This is a genomic window from Pedobacter sp. PLR (genome assembly GCF_026239675.1).
Taxonomy (GTDB): Bacteria; Bacteroidota; Bacteroidia; order Sphingobacteriales; family Sphingobacteriaceae; genus Pedobacter.
In genome coordinates this window covers 275,279-297,784 of sequence record NZ_JAPIVQ010000006.1, presented here as the reverse complement: position 1 = coordinate 297,784, position 22,506 = coordinate 275,279, and the positions used below count along the sequence as shown (strand labels likewise).

The following is a 22,506-nucleotide window of genomic DNA, read 5'->3' as shown; positions in this document are numbered from 1 at the left end:
TTAGTCTTTTATAGAAACGGAAACTTTTACACTCATTCCCGGACGAAGTTTGGCCAGAATATCTTTAGGAGCGTTGGTAATTTTGATCTTTACCGGAATACGTTGTACTACTTTTACGAAATTTCCTGTGGCATTATCCGGAGGAAGAAGAGAACCTTTAGCACCCGTTATCGGCGCGAAATTGTATACTTCGCCTGCTACTTCGGCATTTGGATAAGCATCCACTGCTACTTTAACTTTTAAGCCTGGTTTGATGTCTTCCAGCTGTGTTTCTTTGAAATTTGCAGTCACATAGATGCTGTTGTCATTCACAATAGAAAACAGGGATTGACCGGCCTGAACCAACTGACCTTTCTGTACGTTCTTTTTAGAAACGATACCGGTTGCAGGTGCTTTGATATCAGTATAAGACAGTTGTAATTTTGCGAAATCCACATCCGACTGGCGTTGGGTAACCCCATTATGGCTTACTGCCAATTGAGATTGTGTAGTGCCAACCTGCTTTACTGCTGCGGCATACTGGTCGTTTGCAGCGGCGAAAGCGGCTTCCGCAGATTCTTTCTGTGCTTTTGCCTGATCAAATTGCTGTTGCGTAATCGAGCCGTCTTTTACCAGATTTGCATAACGTGCATAATCTTTTTGCGCTAAGGATAATTTCACCCTTGCCGCTTCAATATTTGCTTTGGCGGTACTGGTATTTGCTGCGGTAGCGGCAATCTGGGATTCAGAAACACCTACACCTGCACTTGCACCGAGCTGACCAGCCTGGGCTTGTTCCAGCCTCACTTTATAGTCGCTGTCGTCTAGTTTAACCAGCACATCACCCTCCTTTACAAGCGTGTTTTCTTCAAAATTGATGTCTTTTACGTAACCGCCCACACGTGCAACTACCGGACTGATATCGCCATCAATCTGTGCATCATCGGTATCTACGTGTTTACTGTAATAAATGAACTCTTTTACGCCAAATATCCCGCCCAGGATGATCAATACTGCCAATATGATCGGGATTACGATGTTCTTTTTTTTCTTTTCAGTTTCCATTGGTACTTGTATAAAGGTTTTTAAAGGGATATCTTCCCTGTTGATTTTAATAAGGTGTAATAGGCTAGTCCGGCATCCGCCTTTGCCAATTCAAGATTGATCTTTGCCTGGTATAAAAGTGTTTCTGCATCAATTCTATCAATGGCAGAAGCCACATTGTTCTTGTATTTTGAAGCCAGTAACTTGTCGTTTTCCGTGGCCTGAGCGATAGAAGTTTCTAAGACCTTAATCTTATTGACCGACAACTGGTAGTTTTGATAGTTTCTGTTCACCTCTGTTTTTACCTGATCCGAAAAGACGTCTTTTTGAAGCTCGATATCCTTTTGCTGGATTCTGGCGTCGGTTACTTTGTGTTTATTGGTCCAAAGTGTACCGATATTCCAGGAAATGCTGGCACCAAGCGTCATGGGTACTAAAAACTGGTGGTTTGGCGGGATAAAAGAACCGCTTGGATTGATGTAATACAAATCAGCACCGATGCCTACCGTAGGTAGCGTATTGGCTTTCACCGATTTGATATTCACATCGGCCACTTTGTTCCTGATGTCGAACTGTTTCAGTTCCTGGCGGCTTACAAAAGCAGCATCCATATAACTACTTAAAGAAGGAAGAACCTGTAGGTTGGCGGTAGGATCTACCGGCAACAGCTGCGTGTCTTCACTGATGCCCAGTAACACGTCCAGGTTGTAGTTTAAAATCTTTCGGTTGTTCTCAATTTCCATGTCCGTTAGCGAGACATTTGCTTGTTGCAACTGGAACCTGAGCACATCATTTTTGGTGACGATACCCTGGCTAAAAAACCTTTCTGCTTGTTTCAGCTGACCTGCGATAGACTCCAGATTTTGCGCAATCACCTTTTTGCTCTGGATGATTTTGTAAAGCGAGAAATAAGTGTTGATCACCGCATAGCTGATCTCCTCCTTATCTTTATCCGCATCTAATCTGGCCACTTCCGTCAACAGACGGGTGGATTCTTCCGCATACCTTAGCTTTCCGCCGCCATAGATCAGCTCTTTTACGCTGGCTGTTCCTACAAAAGCATCTGCACGTCTTGGCAGGTTGATGGGATCAGCACCGCCAATAACCAGTTGATTTGTAGGGATTTCTGCATGGTTGTAAAGGAATGAAGCCTCAGCAGTGGGAAGCGCCATGTCTTTGGCGATACTCAGCTGATTGATGGCCGCATCGATCTTGTTTTGCGAACGCCTGAGGTTTTTGCTGTTTTCAATGCCGAGCTGTATGGCCTCCGATAAGCTCAGGTTTTTGGTGTTTTGCGCGTAAAGCATTCCGGGCAGGAGCAATGCGATGACGCTGAACTTGATTTTATTTATCATTATTGGGAGTTAAATACACAGTTAGGAGGTCTTTTAGGTGGGCAATCAGACGTTCGATAATCAGGGCTTTGTCTTCCTCGATGTTGATGTCGAGGGTAGTACCATAGGTGATTTTTGCCGGAGAAATGGCCACATTACTAATGGTACCCATCACTGTAGCGATAAGCATTCTGACATCTACAGGGCGGAAACTACCTTCATCGATGCCTTCATCAATGATCTTTTCGATCACGACCAGGTTGTTTGCCATGGAGTTTTTGACTTTCAAAAACATTTCCGGACGCTGGGAAAGGGTCAGCTCTCTATGCATCATTTTATGTAACCCGGGGTTGCACAAAATCCGCGTGGCATAGTTTTCAACTACTTTCAGTAATTTTTCCATGTGGGAGAGCTTGTCCTGGCTGATGCTGAGGAGCTGCTCATTGAAGCCGAAGATCCTTTTGGACATGATTTCCATGAAAACTCCTTCCTTGGATCCAAAGTAGTAGTTGATCATAGACATGTTGGCCCCTGATTCTTTCGCGATTTGACGGGTAGAAGTGCCTTCATAACCCAATTCTGTGAACAATCGCTCTGCGGCTTCCAGAATGTCCGCTTTTTTATCTGCTTTTTCCATTTCTAAATTTGACGCATCAAAATTAATCAATCGATTGAATAGTTGTAGTGCCGGAGGAGAACACCTGTCTTAATTGACACAGTCCTGACAATATTTAACTGGATAGGAGGGTGATACTTCTTCCGATGCTGCTTCCTATTTTGAAATAAATCAATATCTTTGGGGCCTAAGTATATTAAAAATGACTAACGAAGAAAATAACAACAGTTTTGATTGGGTATATTATGTTTTAGGCCTGTTTTTCGGGACTTTAACTGCAGCAATAATTTCAGGCGCATTCTTATGGTCTGTATTAGGTGGAATTATCGGTTTCATTATATCAGCAATGTTCCTTAACGGTATAGTTAAAGGCCGCGAATACTAGTACTTTAAATACGTTTATTTCCTATGAAAAGATTCTGCTTAATCGCAATGTTGGCGCTCTACGCTACGTTTTCTCAAGCACAGGAATATAAACTGCCAGCAGTAGATCCTAGTCCGGCGGATATTCTTTACTACCCCTTAAATGTGGCTAAAGCTAAAGATGATTCCAATCCGGTGGTAAAGGTTGTCTATTCCAGACCCGCAAGAAAAGGACGCGATATTTTCGGTGTTCTCGAACAGTACGGTAAGGTTTGGCGATTGGGAGCCAATGAAGCTACAGAAATCAAGTTCTTTAAGAACGTGGTGATTGGTGGTAAAAAGATAAAAAAAGGAAGTTATAGTTTGTTTGCGATTCCTGAAAAGGACAAATGGACGATGATTCTCAATAAGCAAACTGACCGTTGGGGTGCTTATACCTATAATGAAGCACAAGATGTGATTCGGGTAAAGGTGCCGGTTAAGAAAATGGAAAAGCCTGTAGAGACTTTATCTATGACCTTTAATCCACAGCCGGAAGGTGCAAATCTGGTCATTGCCTGGGATAAAACGGTAGTTGAATTGCCGGTTATATTCAAATAAAAACACAAAACATATACGGAAATGCCGGATCATCAACTGATCTGGCATTTTTCATTTCAGGGCTTTCTCTTAGCCATTTTGTGGGTGATGTGCGCGTTTTCTCCTCAGAAAGCCGTCCAGGTAAGCTAAGGCCAATAATAAGTCTACAAAAAGGAATATTTTGATAAAGGTTGGGCTTATCATTTTACTAAAGTTCAGTGCTCCGGTTGACAAAAAGTGAGTGGATTTGAACCCTTCAAAACTAAAATTGCTGTTGGCGACTACATAACCCATAATCCCCAGCATCGCGCAGATGAAAAATGCGGAGATACTGTAAATAATGCGCTTATCAACTTTCGTCTTCAGCGATACCGGTGCGATTTCCAGCTTTACCTGTTCCATCACATTCCTGGTAAATGACATAGAAGGTTCTTCCAGATCCATCCCTGCCATTTGGGTATTGATTTCCAGTAATTCCTCGTATAAGGAACGGTAAACAGGATCTGAGGCCATTTTAGCTTCCACAAGCAAGCGCTGTCCGGCACTGCTGTTCCCATCAATATAATCCCAGATTTCTTCTTCCATGCTGATCATAATAACTCCTTTACTTCGTCTTTTAACAAATATTGTAATTTCTCTTTTAATCGGATCCTTGCACGGTGTAATTTCACTTTCACCGTATTGCTTTCCATATTGAGGGTCTTTCCGATCTCCTCCAGGCTTTGTTCTCCCTGATAAAACAGGGTAATGATACTGGCATCGTCGGCAGACAATAGTGCGATGGCCTGGTTCAGGTATACATAACCGGATTTTTTTTCTATCAGATCTGCATTGAAATCAGAGCTGTGGTTTTCCAGTTGAAGGACACTGCTTTCGTCGTCGATGGATTGTACATCCAGGCGCCTTTTACGTAAAAAGCTCATGGAAGTGGTATAGGTTATGGTATATAACCAGGTCGAGAATTTTGCCGTCTGCTTATAGGTGCCCAGTGCTTTATACGCTTTTACGAAACAATCCTGAGCAATCTCTTCCGCATCTTCCCTGCTTTTGGAAAACCGCATGGCCAATGTAAATACAAAGCGCTGATGTCGTTTTACCAGTTCGGCATAAACCGCGGTATTGCCCGACAAGACTTCAGTAATTAAATCGATATCCGATTGCTTATGCTGCATATATTTTCGTAGACCTGCGTCTTTTTTTAGAGAGTTTAAGAGGTAATTAGATTGGTTGAGGTTAAATCAGGTCCTTTTGCTTGTCCAACCAGTTTTTCTCCATTACATAAGAAATAATCAGGCCTAATCCTCCAAAAATACTCAGACAGCCAAAGAACACCGCAGCACCTTCTTCCTCACCAATTCCGATCGCTCTTACCGTAAACAAGGCAACTAACAATCCTATTCCTAAGCCAACTAATAATAAACCGAATTTTAAACTTAGAAAAGGTGTTGGTGCGCCAGGTCTTGGTCTGGCCAGGCCAGGCTCCATGCCACGCTCAATCATGGCCATTTTTTCTTTATTAGACATATACCTCAAGCCAAAAACAAGGGCGGTGGTACAAAGGAAAAACGTGATAGGTATTAAAATCTCTGGTCCCATTTTATTTAAATTTAGTGTTAAAAATCTGTTTTGTTGAACTCATGTTCTGTAAGCTATGACCGCATGAAAATGAAACAGGTTACAGCAGAAATGAAAAAAAATCAGTTATGCCTGAAGACAGCCATGGAAAGGCTTTAAATGCGTAAGAAAGGCTGTATTTTAATTAAAAATAAAGCCGGAGAGTTCCGGCTTTATACTTGAGGCTTTGCGATAACGGCGACGGTTAAACGGCTAATGCAGTTCATCTTGCCTTTATCATTGTATATTTTTATTTCCCAGACATGGGTTTTCGCGCCAATATGTAAGGGTTTACAAATACCGGTTACGAGTCCGCTTTTAACTGGTCTTAAATGGTTGGCATTGACTTCAAGGCCTACCGCCATGTATTTCTCCGGATTGATACACATATAGGATGCAATACTGCCCAGTGTTTCTGCAAGCACTACAGAAGCTCCGCCATGCAAAATCCCGGCGGGTTGATGTGTGCGCTCATCTACGGGCATGGTGGCCGTTAAAAAATCAGCCCCGATTTCCGTAAACTGAATGTCGAGTAAGCCACCTAAATGGTTCTTCGGACGGTCGTTTATGGCCGCTACGGTAAATTCTGAGTACCACATTATAAATACCTTTCTTCGATGATACCAGTATGGTGAATCACGTGTCCGGCAATGACAAATAATAAAGCCCTAACACTAATCTGGCGTTCTGAGGCCGTACCACTGAGGTTGAGTTCATGCTCATTTAAAGAGTTAAACAAGTATAAATTAGCCCTTCTCAATAAGGAGAATTCCTCGGAAAGACTCAACAGACTGCGGTCCGAAAAATGAGCATTGGCCACATAATCATCTTCTTCAAATCCTGGTAAAGCATGTTGTTCTGCACGGGCAAAACAAGTTAAGCGATACACCAGAATCCGTTCTGTATCTACAATATGTCCTGCCATCTCTTTGATGGTCCATTTCCCCGGAGCATAGGCATAATCTGCCTTCTCGATCAGGTTATTCAGGAAATCAGGAAAATCAGTTGCCTGTTTTTCTAAGATCCCCAGGATATCATCTCCTGTAATTTTGCTGATGTAAGTCTCCGCCCAGGCGGGGTACTCATGTGTTTGAGGTCGGTTCATAAGTTATACTGCTTTTTAAAATGATGCGGAAAGTGGTTCCTTTTTCCAGCTCTGATTCTTTTACAAAAATTTGTCCGTTATGATAGTTCTCTATAATTCTTTTGGTGAGGGATAGTCCAAGACCCCAACCGCGTTTCCGCGTGGTATAACCGGGTTGGAAAACCGCGTCGAACTTCGATCTGGCGATGCCCCTTCCGGTATCTGTTACATCGATAAAGACCTCCTCCTTAGCTAAATTCTCAATGATGTTGATCGTGATGGTACCCTCGTTTTCAATCGCATTGGCAGCATTTTTCAATAGGTTTTCAATCACCCAATCAAACAACGGTACATTCAGTAAAGCCCGGACCTGATCGTCACCGGTAATTTTAAAAATGATCTTATCTGAGGTACGAAGTTTAAAATACGCTACGAAATTATAGATCACGGTATAGACGACATGATCCTCTACAATAGGTTTTGAGCCGATTTTAGAGAACCTGTCCGTGATGACCTCTAATCTTTTGATGTCATTTTCCATCTCGGCAATCAGCGGATCATCCTCTGCATTGAAGCGGGATTTCATCAGCTCTACCCAGGCCATCAGCGAAGAAATCGGCGTGCCCAACTGGTGGGCAGTTTCTTTGGCCATACCAACCCAAACCTGATCCTGTTCTGCTTTTCTGGCGGAACTAAAGGCTACATAAGCGGTGAGCAGGAACAACCCAATCACGGCCAATTGTATATATGGGAAATATCGCAGCTGCGTTAAGGTAGGCGAATCTTTGTAATAAATGTACCAGCGTGTCTCGTCAAGCCCGATAATGGGCGTTGGCGGATGCTGCTTTTTCATGATATTCAGCTCTCTGAGAAAATAATCCGGATCATAAGTCTTCCCGTCATTTTTCTGGAAATCGTAATTGGTTTTCGTAGAATCCAGACCATTATACGAGAGGATGGTCCCTTCGCTATTGATGATCATGATGGGTAATTTGGTATTCGTTCTGATGATGTCAATCAGGTCAGTGGTATTTTCATCGTCATACATAGCAAGCGCCTTTTCAGTCACCTTTACATAGAGTTGAAATTGCATTCTTTCTTCGCGTTCCATCTTTTTCACGAAGAAATCGCTGTATAAGACAGAAGCAGTGCCAATGACGATGGCAAAAAACAGTAAGAAGAATTTCCAGCGGCGCTTTTTTTCGTATGGATTCATAAGTTATCCGGGCAAATTACAAAATACCATTCAAAAACTGATGAATAGAAAGGTAACGCGGTAAAAAATATATCTTTGTAATTCGTATGATGGAAAAGAAAGTAAGAGTAAGATTTGCCCCTAGCCCAACAGGCGGGTTGCATCTGGGTGGTGTACGCACCGCTTTGTTTAATTATTTGTTTGCAAAGAAACACAACGGAACCTTCATCCTTAGGGTAGAAGACACCGATCAGACACGTTTTGTAGAAGGTGCAGAAGCTTATATTGCTTCCTGCCTGGAATGGTGCGGCATGAAGCCGGATGAAAGTCCTGAGGTTGGTGGCCCATTTGCCCCATACCGCCAGAGCGAACGTAAATCTACTTACAAACAGTATGCAGATCAGCTGATTGCTGATGGGTTTGCTTACTATGCTTTCGATACCCCGGAAGAATTAGACGCCAAACGCAAGGAAATTCCCAATTTCACTTATGGGCTGTCTACCCGTGGGGATATGAGAAATTCATTAACCTTAGCAGATGCAGAAGTAGCAGCGCTTTTAGCGGCAAATACGCCTCATGTAGTGCGTATAAAAATGCCTGCTGATGAAACCGTTTCTTTTACTGACCTGATCAGAGGGCATGTGAGTTTTGATACGAACCTGGTAGACGATAAGGTGTTATTAAAAGCTGATGGCATGCCTACTTACCATTTAGCGGTAGTGGCGGATGATAAAGCCATGGAAATCAGTCATATTTTCAGAGGTGAAGAATGGTTGCCATCTGCACCGATTCATGTACTCCTTTGGAGATACCTGGGCTGGGGTGATGAAATGCCACATTGGGTACATTTACCGCTAATCCTGAAACCTGATGGCAATGGAAAGTTGAGTAAACGTGACGGAGATCGCTTAGGTTTCCCTGTTTACGCGCAAAACTGGACAGATCCTAAAACCGGCGATTTAACCCAGGGATTCAAAGAACTAGGCTTTATGCCGGAAGCTTTTGTGAATCTTCTGGCGATGTTAGGCTGGAATGACGGTACAGAGCAAGAGATTTTCTCTATGGCTGAGCTGGTTGAAAAGTTCTCTATTGAACGTATCAGCAAAGCAGGCGCAAAATTCGACTTTGAAAAAGCAAAATGGTACAACCACGAATGGATCAAAAATAGTACGGCAGAAACATTAATACCAACGGTTAAACAAGCTTTTGCAACTCATGGAACCGAAACCAGGGATGACGTCTATTTAGCAAAAGTAATTGACCTGATTAAAGATCGTTGTAACCTGCTTACGGATTTCGTTCCTCAAAGTGCATACTTTTTTGTAGCACCTGTTGAATTTGATCTTCCGGCAGTACAACCAAAATGGTCAGCAGAGAAAGCAGCGTTTTTTAATGCTTATGCTGTAGTAATTTCCGATGGTTTAACCGCGCAGGAATTAGAAGAAAAGTTCAAAGAGCTTGCTGGAACGCATAGTTTCAAACCTGGAGAGCTCATGTTGCCTTTCCGTATTATGCTGGTAGGCGGCAAATTCGGCCCGGGTGTATTTGACATCGCAGTAGCGCTGGGCGCGACAGAAACTATCCAAAGAATACAGAATGCTTTAACTGCCTTCGCATAAAAATAAACTTTTCGTTTAAATTGGTATAACAATTGTCCCTGATTTTTGTAAACCAATTTAAACGGAATTTATATGCAATGGTTCGGTAAAGGAAGTGGGAATATTGAAGACAGGCGGGGGATGAGCGGTGGTGTCATCGGCGGTGGTATAGGAATCATCGTGGTGATCCTCGGATTGTTCTTCGGGCAGGACTTAACAGGTCTGGTGAGTCAGCTGCCGATCGGCGAAATGACTCAGGGAACCGCTAAAACAGGTGAACCCACAGATAAAGAAGCGAAATTTGTGGATGGCGTGCTGGAATCTACCAATCAGGTATGGGAAAAGCAATTCCAGGAAATGGGAAAAAGCTATGAAAAACCGGTTTTAGTTTTATTTACCAATAGCGTTCAATCCGCTTGCGGAAGCGCCAGTGCCGCAGTAGGGCCGTTTTACTGCCCCGGCGATCATAAAGTATATATCGACCTGAGTTTCTATCAGGAATTACAAAATAGATTCGGTGCCGGAGGGGATTTCGCTCAGGCCTATGTGATTGCCCATGAAGTAGGACACCACGTTCAAAACCTATTGGGGATCTCAGAAAAAGTACAACGCGCCAGAGGACAACTCAGCGAAAAAGAATACAACAGACTTTCCGTGAAACTCGAATTACAGGCAGATTTCTTTGCCGGTCTATGGGCTAATCATGCGCAAAGTTTAAAAGACTTCAAATTGGATGAAGGCGACCTTGAAGAAGCCATTACCGCAGCAAATGCTATCGGCGACGATAAATTGCAGAAACAGGCCCAGGGAGAAGTTGTACCCGATGCCTTTACTCATGGTACCTCTGCCCAAAGAATGTATTGGTTTAAAAAAGGCTTCGATACCGGCGATATCCGTCAGGGAGATACCTTTAATACTACCCAGCTTTAAGGGGTCCTGCAAGTTTTTTGATATAAAGCATGTCTAAACACGTTTTATTCTTCAAACTTATATAAATTAGCAAAAGACTAATTGCACAATTATGCATTGGCAGCTGATGATTCAGTCGCCTTATTTATTTTATAATGATACTAATTGTAGACGATACCCCCGAGAACCTGATCTCATTAAAAAAGGTTCTGGAAAAACATACTTTTGAAGTAGATACCGCATCATCAGGAGAAGAGGCATTAAAAAAAGTTCTTAAAAATGAATATGTCCTGATTATCCTTGATGTGCAAATGCCCGGAATGGATGGTTTTGAGGTTGCTGAGGCCATTTCTGGCTATAGCAAAGCCAAAGAAACGGCTATTATATTCCTTTCTGCGGCAAATACAGAAACCAAGTTCATCACAAAAGGATATTCTTCCGGCGGACTGGACTATATCACCAAACCGGTAGATATGGACATCCTCCTCCTGAAAGTGAAAACTTTCTACCGCATTTATGAGCAAAGTCGAAAACTGATAGAAATTCAAAAGGCATTACTGGATGAAATTGAATTCAGAAAACAGGCAGAGCGTAAAAAAGATGAATTCATCAGTATTGCCAGTCATGAGTTAAAAACCCCGCTAACCAGTGTTAAAGGCTATGTTCAACTGCTCGAAAGGAGTATTGATAAAGGTGATGTACCCACTTTAAAAAAGCATCTGGCAAAAGCACAGGTACAGCTGGAAAAATTAAATGAACTCATTACCGACCTCCTCGATATTTCTAAAATTGAAAGCGGTAAATTAAAATTCAACAAACAACCATTTGTTATAGATGATCTGCTGGATAGTGTCATTGAGATCATCCACCAATCCAACCCTGAGTTTAAACTGGTTAAAACCGGTTCTGTAAGCCGGGAAATCTGTGGCGATGAAATGCGCATCGAACAGGTGGTCATTAACTTTTTAACCAATGCCATTAAGTACTCTCCGGGAACCTCTGAGGTACATATCCATGTTGAAGAACGTGGGAAAGATGTATACGTAGGGGTCAGGGATTTTGGAATTGGCATCGATAAAGAGCTGCAAAAGAACGTATTTGAAAAGTTCTACAGGGTAGAGGAAACCGCCATTCATTTCCAGGGACTGGGGATCGGACTTTACATATCCTCAGAGATTATCAGAAGACACGGCGGTGAAGTTGGCGTGAAAAGTATCCCTGGAGAAGGTTCAGAATTTTATTTTAGTATTCCATTTGAAGCTACATCCGAAAAGGATTAAAAAGAAAATAATTATATGCAAAATAAGCAACGGTCCTTAAAAGGAAAACTGCGTATTGGACTAGGTCTATCCCTGTTGATTTTATTTATCAGTTCCCTCGCTTCTTATAAAAGCATCACCAGCCTGATTACCAGTGCCGAATTGGTGCGGCATAGTAATGAGGTGATTACCGGTCTGGAAGAAATCATTTCTACACTAAAAGATGCAGAAACCGGACAGAGAGGTTATCTGCTGACTGGCGAAAATGTCTTTCTGGACCCTTATGATGGCGCTAAACAGCGTGCAATTGTCTTGCTGCAAAATATAGGACACCTCACCAGAGACAACCCTTTACAACAAAAGCAGGTGGCGAAACTGGATGAGATCATTACTGGGCGCTTAGACGTTCTTGAAAAGACGATTAGCATCAAACAAAGAGGTGGAAATGTGAGCGTTGCTGAGCTCATGAATGGCAAAACCTATATGGATAGTGCCCGTGCGGTGATTTCCAACATGGAAAAGGAAGAAAATCGACTGCTGGAAGAACGTACTGCGGACATGAACAAGCTGTCCAGATTTACCCCCATGCTGATTTTGGTAGCCGCCATGCTGGCCATCATGATTACCATTTTCTTTTACCGTAAAGTCATCTATGATTTTAATGAGCGACTGAAACTGGAAGATGAACTGAAAGAGAAAAACGAAGATATTGACCGCAGAATTGAGGTGGTCCGTGAAATTGCGTCAAAGATCTCCAGCGGAGATTATGAGGTAAGAGCAGATGAGGAAGGCGAAGATGGCCTGGGCAGTGTGGCCGTATCACTCAATGCCATGGCAGAGTCCCTTAAATATTCTTTCGCACTTCTGGAAGATAAGGAATGGCTACAATCGGGAGTTGCCAGCCTCAACGATCAGATGGTCGGTGAAAAGAGTGTCCCTGAGTTGGCAAATGACATTCTGGAAAGTATCGTTGCCCATACCAGCAGTCATGTGGCTGCCTTTTACTTACTGGAGGAAGAGTCGCACCTGGAGTTAATCGCTGGCTATGCCCTTTTGGAAAGAGAGAAAAAACAAACGTTAAAATTAGGCGAAGGTCTTGCCGGACAGGCCTGGAAATCTGCAAAACAGATCTTAATCAATGACATTCCTGATGAAGAACTCACCATCAGCTATGCTGCCGGAAATACTAAACCCCGCAATGTGGTGGCCGTGCCGGTTTTCCGTCATGAGGAACTGGTTGGCATACTGGAACTGGGTTCCTTAAACACGTTTAATCCTTTACAACTCGAGTTTTTAAATACGATTTCTACCAATATCGGCATTGCCATTCATGTGTCTCAAAACCGTAAAAAACTACAGGAGTTCCTGGAAGAGACACAGGCACAAGCAGAAGAATTACAAGCACAACATAGCGAACTGGAAGGCCTGAACGCTGAACTGGAAGCGCAAACGCAGAAAATACAAACTTCAGAAGAGGAGTTAAGGGTGCAGCAGGAAGAGCTTTTACAAAGCAATCAGGAGCTTGAAGAACGTACCAGTCTGCTGGAAGAAAAAAATCAACTGATCCAGGAGCGCAATCTGGACATTCAGCATAAAGCCGAACAGCTGGAACAAAGCACCAAATACAAATCGGAATTCCTGGCCAATATGTCTCACGAATTGAGAACTCCATTGAATTCGATCTTGTTGCTTTCCAAACTGATGTCTGATAATAAGGAGCTTGACCCGGAGTATATTGAGTATGCTGAGGTGATTCAGAGCTCCGGACAGGGATTACTGGCCCTGATTGATGAAATTCTCGACCTCTCAAAAATTGAGGCCGGAAAGATGAAACTGGAATTTGCTGAGGTCTCCATGACCGAAGTCGCAACTGATATGCGCGCCTTATTTGCACCTGTAGCCGCAGACAAAAAACTGGATCTGGAGTTGGAGCTTGCAGAAGACCTGCCCCTGGTAGAGACGGATAAAATGCGTTTGGAGCAAGTGTTGAAAAACCTGCTTTCCAATGCGATTAAGTTTACCAGCAAGGGAAAGGTAAGCCTGAGCATCAAAAAAGAGGAGACAGGTAAATTCCTGCAGTTTAAAGTGACGGATACCGGAATCGGGATTCCTGACCATAAACAGGCGATGATATTCGAAGCTTTCCAGCAAGCCGATGGTTCTACCAGACGCAACTTTGGAGGTACCGGCCTTGGGCTTTCCATTAGCCGAGAGCTGGCAAAACTACTAGGGGGCGAAATCCAGCTCAGCAGTCAGGAGCAGGTAGGTAGCGAGTTTACACTGCTATTGCCGGTGAGACAAACCGATGCCATTGTTTCTGGCTTTGGAACGTTCGAAGATAGCCCCTCCTCAGCTAAACCTTTTTATACAGAGCCGCTGGTAGAAGCACCTATAGCACGCTTTACCGTGCAAAAAATCCCTCAGGAGATTGCAGACGACAGGGATGATATTCTCTCTGGTGATAAGATCATTCTGATCATTGAGGATGACACCAACTTTGCTAAAACACTCCTGCAATTCACCAGAAAAAGAGGCTATAAAGGAATTGTGGCAGTAAGAGGTGATGTGGGTATTGAGCTGGCCAACCAATACAAACCGCTGGCAATTTTACTGGACATTCAGTTGCCCGTAAAAGATGGATGGGAGGTGATGGAAGAGTTAAAATCCAATCCGGCAACCAAACCGATTCCAGTACACATCATGTCTTCCCTGGAAGTGAAAAAGGAAAGTCTGCTGAAGGGTGCCGTTGATTTTATTAATAAACCGGTGGCCCTGGAGCACATGAAAGAGATTTTCCAGAAACTGGAAGATGCCTTTAGCCGCTCGCCGAAAAAAGTACTGATTGTAGAAGAAAACAAGCAACACGCAGAAGCACTGAGCTTTTTCCTGAGCAATTACAACATTCAGACGGAAGTGGTCAATAACGTAGGGGAAAGTATTGGCGCGCTACATAAAAAAGAGGTCGACTGTGTGATTCTGGATATGGGTGTGCCTGATAAAAATGCCTACGAGACCTTAGAGACGATCAAAAAGAGCGAAGGACTGGAGCATCTGCCAATCATCATCTTTACCGGTAAAAACCTGTCAAAAGGCGAAGAAACCAGGATCAAGCAATATGCCGATTCCATCGTGGTGAAAACCGCGCACTCTTACCAGAGGATTCTGGATGAAGCCGGTTTGTTTCTGCATTTGGTTGAAGAAAAAGAAACCGCAGGAAAACATAAAAAACCGGCATCTGAAAAACTCGGCGGGCTATATGAAGTGCTCAACAACAAGACGGTGTTAATTGCCGATGATGATATCCGGAATATTTTTTCACTAACCAAAGCATTGGAGCAGCATAAAATGAAAGTTTTGGCCGCTACTGACGGAAAAGAAGCACTACAGTTGCTTAAAGATAATCCGACGGTAGATGTTGTCCTTATGGACATGATGATGCCGGAGATGGACGGATATGAGAGTACAAGAGAGATTAGAAAGATACCTGCCTTCAAACAATTGCCTGTATTGGCTGTTACTGCGAAAGCAATGATGGGAGATCGGGAGAAATGTATTGCTGCGGGTGCTTCAGACTATATTTCTAAACCCGTAGACATCGATCAACTTATCTCCTTGCTTAGGGTATGGCTTTATGATAAAGCGTAACTTACACCCGGGCTTAAATAGAATGTTCAATTGGTTTTGATATATGGCAGAGCATAAAATACTAATAGTAGATGACGATAACAGAAACATTTTTGCCCTTTCGGCAGTGTTGAAGTCAAAAGGTTTTCAATGTGTTTCAGCAATAGGCGGGGAAGAGGGACTGGATCTTTTGAAAAAAGAGAAAGGAATAGCGGTAGTATTGATGGACATGATGATGCCCGGAATGGATGGATACCAGGCCATGGCGCATATGAGTAGACATCCGGAGCTAAAAGATATTCCGGTGATAGCCGTTACTGCACAAGCCATGCTGGGAGATCGGGAACGCTGCCTCAATGCCGGTGCCGTTGGTTATGTTTCAAAACCGATCAATGTGGACGAATTAACCGATCTGTTAAAGCTTTATATCTAACCCTATTTTGGAAATTGCTGCCGTTAACGACGATCAGGTTGAAATCCTGCTTTCAGATTTACTGGAACAATACGGGTATGATTTTACCGGATATTCTAAAGCGTCTTTAAAAAGAAGGATCAACAGGCTGTATAGCCTGGATAAGTCCCTCAGCTTTGCTGAATTCCGGTATAAAGTGAACAATGACCCGATCTATTTTAAGCGCTTTGTAGAACAGATTACAGTGAATGTGACGGAAATGTTTCGTGATCCGGAATTCTTTAAAACACTGAGGGAAGAAGTATTACCCCAACTAGGTACCTATCCTTTTATCCGCATCTGGCTTGCCGGATGTTCTACAGGAGAAGAAGCCTATTCTATTTCCATCGTACTAAAGGAGTTGAATTTACTGCATAAGTCATTGATCTATGCAACGGATTTAAACCCTACAGTGCTTGAAAAGGCCGCTCAGGGGATGTTTGCACTTGGTCAAATGAAGCAATATTCTGAGAATTACATTACCGCCGGTGGAAAGCGGGATTTTTCCAGCTACTATACGGCAAATTATTCCCTTGCTAAATTTGATGAGGAGCTGAAAAGTAAAATCATCTTTTCTACGCATAATCTGGTCTCAGACCATTCTTTCAATGAATTTCAACTGATACTTTGTCGTAATGTCCTGATCTATTTTGACCGTGATTTACAAAATAAAGTCCTGGAACTTTTTAATGACAGTCTGGAAGATTTGGGTTATCTGGCATTGGGTACCAAAGAAACCATTGAATTTTCAGATATTCACAAACATTATAAAAGATTACCAGGGAATAAAATCTGGAGGAAACAACGCTAATGAAGAAATGTAAGGCATTTATTATCGGCGGCTCGGCTGGAAGCCTGGAGGTACTGTTAAAAGTCCTCCCGGCGATTGATCCGGAGCTTTCCTTTCCGATTGTGATTGTAATACACCGGAAACATGGGGTCGATTCTTTGTTGCCGGGACTACTGTCTTCCAGAACAAAAATGGCGGTGAAAGAAGCCGATGAGAAGGAGTTGATGGTTCCCGGAACCATTTATATTGCCCCATCAGACTATCATTTGCTTATTGAAATGGATGGCACTTTCTCTTTAGACTATTCAGAGAAGGTGAATTATTCCAGACCGGCAATAGATGTGACCTTCCAAACCGCAGCAGAAGCCTATAAAGAGGATCTGGTTTGTCTGTTGCTTTCCGGTTCCAATGCCGATGGCGTAAATGGACTGCTGAGCGTAAAACACTGGGGAGGAATTGCAGTGATACAAGACCCTGAAACGGCGCAGGTAGCCTATATGCCGGAGCAGGCACAAAAAAATGTACATATAGATCGTGTGTTGCGCATTGAAGAGATGGCAACATTTATAAATTTACTAAGCTAGAAACAACAACAAGATAAATGGGGAATTTGAAAAAGGTTTTTGTGTTTGATGATAATGCGGATATTTTAGAATTGTGTACGATTATTCTGGAAGATGCAGGCTATGAGATTAAGACCTCTGCGACTTCTAACCAGATTATCGATCAGGTTATGGCTTATATGCCGGATATCATTTTTATGGACAATTGGCTACCTGATGTAGGTGGAATTGATGCCACAAGAGAGCTGAAGGGGGATGAGCGCTTAAAAAACATTCCTGTGATTTACTTTACGGCCAATAATGATGTTAAATCTTTAGCGGAACAGGCAGGCGCGGATGGCTATCTGTCTAAGCCCTTCGATATTCAGGAACTGGAAAATATCATTGTAAGACATTTGAACAAATAAAGCGGCTGTTGAACAGACCGTCTTTCTAACAAAAGCTTTTGTGGCTATGAAAAAAGGGCAGCAACCATAATCTGGTTTGCTGCCCTTTTGTATACAGGCTTGCTGCCTGTTATAAACGGAATTGCTTCGTTTATTTTACGCCAAGCACATCTACACCCTGTTCAAATATAATATCTACAGGAATGCCTTTTTGCGTCAGTTTGTCCAGGTCTTTTTGTAACTCAGCACTGATTACGGCATTCTCTTTTTGTACTTTCGCTACGGCTGCTTTATCGCCATTTCCCTGAAGGGTAATGATCAGTTTACTCAGCTTGTTCATCGCAGTTTCAAATTTCGTGAAATCTACTTTATATGTTCCGTCCGGGTTTCTGATGAAAGCACCATTCTCTTTGAAGAAATTGAAACATTGCATATTGGCTTTACCATGTGCACTTGCAGCACCAAATCTTACTGAACGTAGGATTCCGGCCATATATGTCGTGTAAAAGGTTTTGAGATCACCTTCTAACTCTCCTTTTTTAAGTAAACCGGTTACCATGTAAAGACCCAGTACATCGGCTTTACCTTCTTCTAACCAGGAATATTGCTCCTGTAAAGCTTCTTTAACGAAACCCTTACCAGTTACTGTTTTCTTGATTCCAAGACCGTGAGCCACTTCGTGGAACATCACATTGGCAAAAAAAGCATCGAAATTAATATACTGCTGCTGGTCTTTGTCGATCAGTTCTTTTGAAATCGGAAGCAAAATTTTATCAAACTTGGCTTTCATCGCGTTTTTCAATTGAGAACGTCTCGTGCCTTTTTTCTGCTGAATGATTTCATCATTCGGTAGGTTTACCGCAATGGTTTTTGATCCCGCATTACAATCTCCTGCGTAATAAACTACATCATAAGCATTTAGCTCTGAGTCGATTCCAGGTTTTTCTTTTTTGTACTTTGCCTCAACCGGTAGACCCTCCTGTAATTCAGGCAACATGGCTACATATTTGGCCAGACGTTTACTCCAAACCTTATCTTTTACCAATACATAAGACTCATAAGAAGCCCTGGCATTGAATAATTTATCTTCATAGTTTTCAATCGGACCGATAATGATGTCCAGATTATTCGTTTTCATGTCTAACCAGGCATAATCACTTGCCGTGAAATCATCTGTGGTTAAAGCATCAGCACGAAGGTTCAGGTATTTTTTGAAACCGGCATCATCAGTTAATAATGCTGCTTGCTTTAATAATGAAGAAGCATTTTGCAATTCCGAAGCGAACAATACATGGTAAGGAATTTCAACTAGTTTTCCGGTACTGTCTTTTCTGATGACAGAATACTGGTTGAATTTATTTTTTAAATCAGATTTCTCCACTTGTTCTTTAGTCATCCCGGCAGGGTAGAACGTTGCACCATCAGGTTTTGGACCGATGCCTGCAATAAATGGCTTATCACCGTTTAAGCGATCCCATGGTCCATAGTTGATCCATACAAATGCTTTGGTTTTTTCATCTTTTATCGTGCTCAGCAGACTGTCGCGTTGAGGATAAGCCTGTTTCCAGAACAAATCATCCATAATCTGAGCAGCCTGAATCAATAAAGGCAAGATCTTACGGTCGGTGGCAGATAAATCGTTCAGGTTGGTACTTAATTTCACCTTTTCATAGATGCCAATTCGCTCGTCTACGTAATGTTGTAAGCTGTCTTCACCTGAGCTGATCTCTTTGGCATGGGTATTGGTGGTTCCCTGAGGATTACTACAAGACGAAATCCATGTAGCGACCGCACATCCGGCAATAATAAGCGTTAATTTGCTTAAGTTCTTCATATAGATACTTGTTTTTTTATCGGTAGCAAAGTTACATCAAATGCGGGCATTTCTGTCACGATCCTGCATTGATCTGAGTATAAGATGGCAACTAAATTAGTAAAAAATAGTAATTTTACCAGTTCTATATCCTTCATTATGATCCCAACTTCTCAAATTAAAGGCGCAGGCTTATTTATATTCTCCTTGTTCTTTATGGCTTCCTGCTCTTCAAACAAGTATGCCGCTACCAATAAAATCTATAAAGAACAAGCGACTGGTTTTTCCGAAATCATCAAATCTACTCCACCAATAAAACAAAGTAAAGAGACGCTGGATCCGACCATGCAGGACTGGATAGGCTCAGTAAACTTCGGAATGCGCCGTCCTAACTTTGTGATTCTGCACCATACGGCACAGGATTCCCTGAATCAAACGGTGAAAACCTTTCTCAACAAAAAAGCAGAAGTAAGTGCACATTATGTGATCGGCAGAGATGGTAAAGTGGTTCAAATGGTCAATGAATACCTGCGTTCCAATCATGCAGGAATAGGGAAATGGGGCAATGATACCGATCTGAACTCCTCTTCGATAGGGATTGAGCTGGATAACAACGGAAAAGAGCCGTTTGCTGATGCACAGGTAAGAAGCCTGGTGACATTGTTAGGCGCATTAAAGAAAAAATATAACATTCCTGCGGCCAACTTTATTGGACACTCGGATGTAGCGCCAAGGCGTAAAATTGATCCTTTAAACTTCCCATGGAAGGTTTTATCAAAAAAAGGATTTGGATTATGGTATGATGACGTGTTAAAAATGCCACCGGTAGATTTTAATGCAGAACTGGCATTGAGAGCAATCGGATACAATGTAAGCAATGTAACCTCCGCGATAGTTGCCTTTAAAATTCACTTCGTACAAACAGATATAACGCCGGTATTGACACCTGCTGATAAGCTGATTCTGTATAATTTGTACACTAAATATTTATAAGCGAAGAAAAACCAGGCTCCCTGAAAGAGATGGGGATTAAATGCTTTACATGAAAAAGGCCAGATTAACGGATATCCGCTGATCTGGCCTTTAATATTTTCATCCCTTTTATCCTTAAAAGGCTGAGGTCAGCTTATTTTTTTGCTTTTGCCCAGGCATCTTTCAATCCAACCGTACGGTTAAAGATCAAATGTTCCGGAGTAGAATCTTTATCTACACAGTAATATCCTTTGCGGATGAACTGGTATCTTGAATCCAGGTCTGCATTGGCTAAATAAGGCTCGATATAAGCTTCTTTAATCACGTCAACGCTATCAGGGTTCAGGTAATCTTTGAAATCACCTTCTTCCGAATCCGGAGATTCTACTGTAAACAGGCGGTCGTAAGTTCTGATTTCTGCTTTTTTAGCATGTTTTGTACTTACCCAGTGGATTGTTCCTTTAACATTGATACCGCTGGTATCTTCGCCACTTTTCGATTCAGGGATATAAGTACAATGAACTTCCGTTACATTACCTTCTGCATCTTTTACGAAGCTTTCACACTGTACAATGTAGGCGTGTTTCAATCTTACCGTTGCACCAGGCGCTAGTCTGAACCATTTTTTAGCCGGTTCTTCCATGAAATCTTCGCGCTCAATCCATAGTTCATTGCTGAAAGGAATGGCTCTGATTCCGCCTTTATCTTCTGCTTCAGGGTTGTTTTCGCCGTTTAAGGTTTCTTCCTGTCCTTCAGGGTAATTGGTGATGATCAGTTTAATCGGATCTAATACCGCCATTACTCTGTTGGCAATTTTATTCAGGTGTTCACGTACACAGAATTCCAGTAAGCTGAGTTCGATCAGGTTTTCTCTTTTCGCAATCCCGATTCTTTCGCAGAATTCACGGATACTGTCCGGAGTATATCCTCTTCTTCTCAAACCACTGATGGTAGGCATGCGTGGATCATCCCATCCGGTTACAACGCCTTCATTTACCAATTGCAGTAGTTTTCTTTTGCTCATTACCGTATAAGAAAGGTTTAAACGGGCAAATTCATATTGTTTAGAAGGGAAAATTTCCAGGTGTTCAATAAACCAGTCGTACAGCTCACGGTGCGATACATACTCTAAAGTACAGATCGAATGCGTGATTTGCTCAATGCTATCACTTTGTCCGTGTGCAAAATCGTACATCGGATAAATACACCATTTGTTGCCGGTACGGTGATGTTCTGCATGTTTGATGCGGTAAATAATCGGATCGCGCATGATCATATTCGGGCTGGACATATCTGCCTTCGCTCTTAAAATACGTGCACCATCAGGGAATTCACCCGCTTTCATACGGGCAAACAGGTCCAGGTTTTCCGCAATGCTGCGGGAACGGAATGGGCTGTCTGTTCCGGGCTCTGTAGGCGTACCTTTCAGGGCTGCAATTTCTTCGGCAGTGCTATCGTCGATATAAGCCAGGCCTTTTTCGATCAGTTTAACTGCGAAATCGTATAAAGTATCAAAGTAATCTGAAGTATACAGTTCATTTTTCCACTCAAAACCAAGCCATTTAATGTCTTCCTGCTGACTGTCTACATATTCAGTTTTCTCAGTTACCGGGTTGGTATCATCAAACCTCAGGTTTGTATAGCCACCATATTTTTTGGTCAGACCGAAGTTCAGGCAAATCGCCTTCGCGTGTCCGATGTGTAAATAACCATTCGGTTCAGGCGGAAAACGAGTAATTAAGGTCTCGTATTTTCCACTTTTCAAATCGTTTTCAATGATCTCTTCAATAAAGTTCAATGATCTTTCCTCACTCATAAAAACTGTAAATTTAGTCTTCAAAGTTAACATAAAACCGCTAATTTACTTACATTTACAACCTACTATTCGTATATTTTATGAGCAACACATTAAACAGACCCATTCGGGTTTTAGTGGCTAAAGTTGGATTGGATGGGCACGATAGGGGCGCAAAAGTCATTGCTACTTCGTTGCGGGATGCCGGGATGGAAGTGATTTATACCGGCCTTCGACAAACGCCGGAGATGGTGGTAAACACCGCTTTACAGGAAGATGTGGACGCAATTGGGGTCTCGATTTTATCAGGCGCACACATGACCGTCTTCCCCAAAATAGTAGAAATCATGAAACAGAAAGGAGTGACGGATATCCTGCTGACCGGCGGTGGTATCATTCCGGAAAGCGACATGGACAAGCTAAAAGCGATTGGTGTCGGAGAACTATTTGCTCCGGGAACTACCATGGAAACCATCACCAATTACATCAAAGACTGGGTGGCTGAAAACAGAAACTTCTAACATTTAAACTTCCTTAA

The 22,506-nt window shown here is 42.5% G+C and carries 23 protein-coding genes; 12 read left to right on the top strand and 11 right to left on the bottom strand.

From position 1 onward, the window contains the following. Genes OQX61_RS16630 through OQX61_RS16620 form a run of 3 tightly spaced genes read right to left on the bottom strand, consistent with a single transcriptional unit; the run spans position 1 to position 2,994 of the window. Positions 1-1,044 carry an HlyD family secretion protein gene (locus OQX61_RS16630; RefSeq protein WP_265842919.1) on the bottom strand — a complete coding sequence of 348 codons (1,044 nt, stop codon included), beginning with the start codon at positions 1,042-1,044 and terminating at the stop codon, positions 1-3. A 20-nt stretch (positions 1,045-1,064) separates the two neighbouring features. After that, on the bottom strand, positions 1,065-2,378 hold the full coding sequence (locus tag OQX61_RS16625) for a TolC family protein (RefSeq protein ID WP_265842918.1): 1,314 nt from the start codon (positions 2,376-2,378) through the stop codon (positions 1,065-1,067). Then, positions 2,368-2,994 (bottom strand): TetR family transcriptional regulator, encoded by a 627-nt coding sequence (locus OQX61_RS16620; protein WP_265842917.1) that lies wholly within the window; start codon positions 2,992-2,994, stop codon positions 2,368-2,370. Before OQX61_RS16620 ends, OQX61_RS16625 begins: the two co-directional genes overlap by 11 nt. A gap of 181 nt (positions 2,995-3,175) precedes the next feature. Here OQX61_RS16620 and OQX61_RS16615 point away from each other — a divergent pair, with 181 nt between their 5' ends. Beyond that, a complete protein-coding gene (locus tag OQX61_RS16615; RefSeq protein WP_265842916.1) occupies positions 3,176-3,358 on the top strand; it encodes a hypothetical protein in 183 nt (60 codons plus the stop codon). A 23-nt stretch (positions 3,359-3,381) separates the two neighbouring features. Further along, entirely contained in the window at positions 3,382-3,936 is a 555-nt protein-coding gene (locus OQX61_RS16610) for a DUF2911 domain-containing protein (protein WP_265842915.1), read from the top strand. 69 nt (positions 3,937-4,005) lie between these two features. Here OQX61_RS16610 and OQX61_RS16605 read toward each other — a convergent pair whose 3' ends face one another. The 6 genes from OQX61_RS16605 to OQX61_RS16580 all read right to left on the bottom strand — a co-directional run bounded on the left by OQX61_RS16605 (position 4,006) and on the right by OQX61_RS16580 (position 7,829). Further along, positions 4,006-4,500 (bottom strand): hypothetical protein, encoded by a 495-nt coding sequence (locus OQX61_RS16605; RefSeq protein ID WP_265842914.1) that lies wholly within the window; start codon positions 4,498-4,500, stop codon positions 4,006-4,008. A gap of 5 nt (positions 4,501-4,505) precedes the next feature. Further along, entirely contained in the window at positions 4,506-5,087 is a 582-nt protein-coding gene (locus tag OQX61_RS16600) for a sigma-70 family RNA polymerase sigma factor (protein ID WP_265842913.1), read from the bottom strand. Positions 5,088-5,148: 61 nt separating this feature from the next. After that, positions 5,149-5,511, bottom strand: a complete 363-nt coding sequence (locus OQX61_RS16595) for a DUF6249 domain-containing protein (protein ID WP_265842912.1) — start codon at positions 5,509-5,511, stop codon at positions 5,149-5,151. 191 nt (positions 5,512-5,702) lie between these two features. Then, positions 5,703-6,128, bottom strand: coding sequence for a hotdog fold thioesterase (locus OQX61_RS16590; RefSeq protein ID WP_265842911.1), 426 nt, complete (start codon positions 6,126-6,128; stop codon positions 5,703-5,705). Then, positions 6,128-6,634 (bottom strand): DinB family protein, encoded by a 507-nt coding sequence (locus OQX61_RS16585; protein WP_265842910.1) that lies wholly within the window; start codon positions 6,632-6,634, stop codon positions 6,128-6,130. The genes OQX61_RS16590 and OQX61_RS16585 overlap by 1 nt, the downstream gene beginning before the upstream one ends. Further along, positions 6,612-7,829, bottom strand: coding sequence for a HAMP domain-containing sensor histidine kinase (locus OQX61_RS16580; RefSeq protein WP_265842909.1), 1,218 nt, complete (start codon positions 7,827-7,829; stop codon positions 6,612-6,614). Before OQX61_RS16580 ends, OQX61_RS16585 begins: the two co-directional genes overlap by 23 nt. Positions 7,830-7,918: 89 nt before the next feature. Here OQX61_RS16580 and gltX point away from each other — a divergent pair, with 89 nt between their 5' ends. The 8 genes from gltX to OQX61_RS16540 all read left to right on the top strand — a co-directional run bounded on the left by gltX (position 7,919) and on the right by OQX61_RS16540 (position 17,409). After that, entirely contained in the window at positions 7,919-9,427 is a 1,509-nt protein-coding gene (gene gltX, locus OQX61_RS16575; RefSeq protein WP_265843081.1) for a glutamate--tRNA ligase, read from the top strand. A gap of 72 nt (positions 9,428-9,499) precedes the next feature. Next, the gene (locus OQX61_RS16570; protein WP_265842908.1) at positions 9,500-10,336 is read left to right on the top strand and encodes a neutral zinc metallopeptidase; all 837 of its coding nucleotides are present in this window, start codon (positions 9,500-9,502) and stop codon (positions 10,334-10,336) included. A 134-nt stretch (positions 10,337-10,470) separates the two neighbouring features. Further along, positions 10,471-11,595 carry a hybrid sensor histidine kinase/response regulator gene (locus tag OQX61_RS16565; protein ID WP_265842907.1) on the top strand — a complete coding sequence of 375 codons (1,125 nt, stop codon included), beginning with the start codon at positions 10,471-10,473 and terminating at the stop codon, positions 11,593-11,595. A gap of 15 nt (positions 11,596-11,610) precedes the next feature. Then, positions 11,611-15,219 (top strand): response regulator, encoded by a 3,609-nt coding sequence (locus OQX61_RS16560; RefSeq protein ID WP_265842906.1) that lies wholly within the window; start codon positions 11,611-11,613, stop codon positions 15,217-15,219. A 43-nt stretch (positions 15,220-15,262) separates the two neighbouring features. Continuing rightward, entirely contained in the window at positions 15,263-15,631 is a 369-nt protein-coding gene (locus tag OQX61_RS16555) for a response regulator (protein WP_265842905.1), read from the top strand. A gap of 4 nt (positions 15,632-15,635) precedes the next feature. Then, a complete protein-coding gene (locus OQX61_RS16550) occupies positions 15,636-16,460 on the top strand; it encodes a protein-glutamate O-methyltransferase CheR (RefSeq protein WP_265843080.1) in 825 nt (274 codons plus the stop codon). Beyond that, a complete protein-coding gene (locus tag OQX61_RS16545; protein ID WP_265842904.1) occupies positions 16,460-17,023 on the top strand; it encodes a chemotaxis protein CheB in 564 nt (187 codons plus the stop codon). Before OQX61_RS16550 ends, OQX61_RS16545 begins: the two co-directional genes overlap by 1 nt. Positions 17,024-17,040: 17 nt before the next feature. Continuing rightward, positions 17,041-17,409, top strand: a complete 369-nt coding sequence (locus OQX61_RS16540) for a response regulator (protein ID WP_265842903.1) — start codon at positions 17,041-17,043, stop codon at positions 17,407-17,409. 130 nt (positions 17,410-17,539) lie between these two features. Here the strand turns inward: OQX61_RS16540 and OQX61_RS16535 are convergent, their stop codons facing one another. Further along, positions 17,540-19,222: a Zn-dependent hydrolase gene (locus OQX61_RS16535; protein WP_265842902.1), complete on the bottom strand. Its 1,683-nt coding sequence runs from the start codon at positions 19,220-19,222 to the stop codon at positions 17,540-17,542. A gap of 138 nt (positions 19,223-19,360) precedes the next feature. Here OQX61_RS16535 and OQX61_RS16530 point away from each other — a divergent pair, with 138 nt between their 5' ends. Then, positions 19,361-20,194: an N-acetylmuramoyl-L-alanine amidase gene (locus OQX61_RS16530; RefSeq protein WP_265843079.1), complete on the top strand. Its 834-nt coding sequence runs from the start codon at positions 19,361-19,363 to the stop codon at positions 20,192-20,194. A gap of 133 nt (positions 20,195-20,327) precedes the next feature. Here OQX61_RS16530 and OQX61_RS16525 read toward each other — a convergent pair whose 3' ends face one another. Beyond that, the gene (locus tag OQX61_RS16525) at positions 20,328-21,989 is read right to left on the bottom strand and encodes a glutamine--tRNA ligase/YqeY domain fusion protein (RefSeq protein ID WP_265842901.1); all 1,662 of its coding nucleotides are present in this window, start codon (positions 21,987-21,989) and stop codon (positions 20,328-20,330) included. Between the two features lie 80 nt (positions 21,990-22,069). On the opposite strand from OQX61_RS16525, the gene OQX61_RS16520 reads away from it, so the two are divergent. After that, on the top strand, positions 22,070-22,489 hold the full coding sequence (locus OQX61_RS16520; RefSeq protein ID WP_265842900.1) for a cobalamin B12-binding domain-containing protein: 420 nt from the start codon (positions 22,070-22,072) through the stop codon (positions 22,487-22,489). The last annotated feature ends 17 nt before the right edge of the window (positions 22,490-22,506 follow it).